The organism is Leucobacter sp. M11, assembly GCF_035726885.1.
Taxonomy (GTDB): Bacteria; Actinomycetota; Actinomycetes; order Actinomycetales; family Microbacteriaceae; genus JAPFRB01.
In genome coordinates, this window is record NZ_JAPFRB010000003.1 from 653485 (window position 1) to 656322 (window position 2838).

At 72.2% G+C, this 2838-nt stretch carries 4 protein-coding genes and 1 riboswitch; of the genes, 1 reads left to right on the plus strand and 3 read right to left on the minus strand.

The genetic code is table 11. The features are described 5' to 3' along the window. Window positions 1-407: bifunctional diaminohydroxyphosphoribosylaminopyrimidine deaminase/5-amino-6-(5-phosphoribosylamino)uracil reductase RibD (locus OOT08_RS11500; RefSeq protein WP_442916239.1), on the minus strand; the 407-nt coding region annotated here is incomplete at its 3' end. 146 nt (window positions 408-553) lie between these two features. Continuing rightward, a riboswitch (FMN riboswitch) is annotated at window positions 554-693 on the minus strand. A gap of 418 nt (window positions 694-1111) precedes the next feature. Beyond that, complete coding sequence (locus tag OOT08_RS11505; RefSeq protein ID WP_325092764.1) at window positions 1112-1756, minus strand: MerR family transcriptional regulator; 645 nt, start codon at window positions 1754-1756, stop codon at window positions 1112-1114. Window positions 1757-1891: 135 nt separating this feature from the next. Here OOT08_RS11505 and OOT08_RS11510 point away from each other — a divergent pair, with 135 nt between their 5' ends. After that, window positions 1892-2281, plus strand: a complete 390-nt coding sequence (locus tag OOT08_RS11510; RefSeq protein WP_325092765.1) for a DUF3291 domain-containing protein — start codon at window positions 1892-1894, stop codon at window positions 2279-2281. Between the two features lie 26 nt (window positions 2282-2307). Here the strand turns inward: OOT08_RS11510 and OOT08_RS11515 are convergent. After that, window positions 2308-2838: GntR family transcriptional regulator (locus tag OOT08_RS11515; RefSeq protein ID WP_325092766.1), on the minus strand; the 531-nt coding region annotated here is incomplete at its 5' end.

Consider the following 2838-nt stretch of genomic DNA (forward strand, 5'->3'; position numbering starts at 1 on the left):
AGCCAGTCGCGCAGCAGGGCCCGGGCCTCGGCTGCCAACACCCCGGAGCGCAGGTGCACGCCCGCGGCGCGGAGCCGCTCGGCGCCGCCGCCCTCCGCCTTGCCGGGATCGGGCATGGCGTAGACGACGTGGCCGATCCCGGCCTCGATCAGCGCGAGGGCGCAGGGGCCCGTGTGCCCGGTGTGGTTGCAGGGCTCCAGGGTGACGACGGCGGTCAGCTCCCCGGCGCGGGCGCGGTCGGCCTCGCCCAGCTGGGCGAGCGCGTCGGTTTCGGCGTGCCGGGTGCCGACGCCGCGGTGCCAGCCCTCGGCGACCGTGCGCCCCGTCGCGTCGAGGATCACGGAGCCCACGCGGGGGTTTGCGTCGTGTGCGGGGCCGCGTTGGGCCAGTTCGAGGCCGCGTCGCATGGCCGACTCCAGGGCGGCCTCGCTCGGGAACCGGGGCTCAACCGGGAGTCCGGGAGCGCGCCGATTCGCTGCGTCGCCGCTTCGCTGAGTGGTCATCCCCGCGCCTTTCTGGTTGCCGGGGACGCGCGTCAGGGGTCACCCTGTCGCGTGTGTCCCTTTCATCCGGACTACCGCGCGAGCGCGGATCACCGTCGGCACCGGAATTCCACCGGTTCAGCCCCGTCGGAAGACGGGGGTCGCGGACTGTCACCGCCGGTTCGGATTCTCACCGACCCCGGAACACCTATCCACCATAACGCGGAACGGGCCGAAACATTCCCATCAGTTTCCCCATGCCGGCGAAGACGCCGGTTGTGCGGCCGTGACAGACACAAACGCAGCGAACGGGACGGCCCCCGGGGCTGTTTCGCACCCCGGGGGCGGGGCGAGAGGCGCGCAGGACGATGCGCGAAGAGAGTCCCGGGCCCGGGCCCGGAAATCGGGCCAGGTCGACCGTTGCGGCGTTGGGAGCTCGTCTCGCTGTTCCTGGGCACGGCCGCCGTCGCGATCGTGCTGGGTCGGCTCGGCCAGCAGCTGATCCTGCGACTGAACCCGGATCTGACGCTCCTCGCCCTCGGGTGTTCCGGTCTCGCGGGAATCCGCTCGGTCTGGCTCGCCCTGGCACTGTACCGTCGCATCACCGGCGCCCCGAGGGGCGAACCTGCTCAGATCTCTGGGGGTTCATCTTGTGCTGAGGCCTCCGCGAGCTCGGCTTGCGCGAGGCGGCGCAGGCTGAGCAGCACCGGCTCGAACAGGACGGTGCCGAGGGCGGAAAAGGCCGCAACCGCGGTTGCGGGAGCGGACGCATCGCCCCACGGGACACGGGCGAGGTCGGCGCCCGCCGCCGTTCGGGCTGCGCGTGCGTAGGCGCTGAGCTGCGCGCCGTCGACCGGGATGCCGAGGTCCTCCGCAAGGGCAAGAGCGGCGCCGAAGCGGCGCGCGCTCGGGGCATCCGGGACCGCGTCGAAGCCCAGCTCGCCGAGCCAGTGTTTGGCGAGCTGGGCGGCGTGATCGGTGGCCGCGGGCTCCGGGAATCCGGTCGGGAGCTCGGACATGGTCGCCCCGAGTGTCGCGAGCGGGGATGCGGGAGGATCGTCCAGAACCCCGACCAGTGCGCGGACGCTCTCCAGGGGCACGCCCAGCACCTCGACCATGCCGCGGATGAGCCGAAGCCGATGCAGGTGCGCAGGCCCGTACTCGGCGATCCGCGCCGAGCGGGGGCTCCCCGCGGGGAGGAGCCCGGCCCGCAGATAGTACTTAATGCTGGGGATGGGCACCCCGGAGGTCTGGGCGAGCTCGGCAAGCTTCATGCGTGTCCTTCGTTCTGCCACTTGCGTGGGCCGGGGTCGCAGTCTATTCTCGGCAGTCAAGGATAGTGAAGCTATCCAGAAAATGCGTTGGCTCGCGGGGGCTCCCAGCCAGCGCCCAAACGCAAGGAGCCCCGCATGGTCACGCTGGTCTGGCACCCCACGGCACCCCTCGCGGCTGGAACGGTGATGGCCTCCCGGTTCCTGCTGTCGCGGCGACGATCCGTCCCCGGATTCCTCATCGCCTCACTCCGGATCTGGAGGAGCGTTCGTCGCGCGCCTGGCTGCCGGGCGGCCGCACTGCGGGCGCAACCGCTCGCACGCACCTTCTGGACGATCTCTGTCTGGGAGACGCCGGAGGCGCTCCGGCGATACGCGGCCGGCCCGGGCCATGCGGTGATCGCCCAACGGCAGCGACCCCGGGCCGCCGAGAGCGACTTTGCGTACTGGCAGAGCGCGGCAGGGCTGCCGGACTGGGCCGAGGCGGAGCACCGGATCGAGCGCGTCCGAGTGCTCCGCGAGCCATGACGTGAGCCGCTTGCGGAACGCCCGGCTCAGCCGCGCTCGCCGCAGGTGCCCTCGGGCAGCCCCTCGCCGAAGGGGCGACTCAGCCGGAGGCGGTCCCCGATCGCGAGCGTGCGCCGGACCTCGATCGGGGTGCCGTCGTGGCAGGCCATCCGGTCGATGTCGAGGAGTGCGGTGCCGGGCGAGCAACCGAGCAGCGCCGCGGTCTCGGCGTCTGCGGCCAGCGCCTGGATGAATTCCCGGCCCCCGGCGACCGTGATGCCGGTGCGCTCCAAGAGTTCCCGGTAAAAGGCGGTGTTCTCGAAGTCGACGCTCAGGAGCGGGCCCGCGATGGCGGCGGGCGACCACAGCCAGTCCACGGCGACCGGAGCGTCGTCGACGAGGCGCACCCGGTGCAGAAAGAACAGCTCGGCCTCGGCGGCGAGGCCGAGCCGGGCGGCGATGGCGGGATCGCGCGTGATCTCCTGGGTGATCGTGCGGCTGCGCTGGCTGGAGCCCGCGTCCCGCGCGGCCTCGTGGAACGAGTAAATCGCGCCGTAGCTGGAGGCCCCGGATAGGTT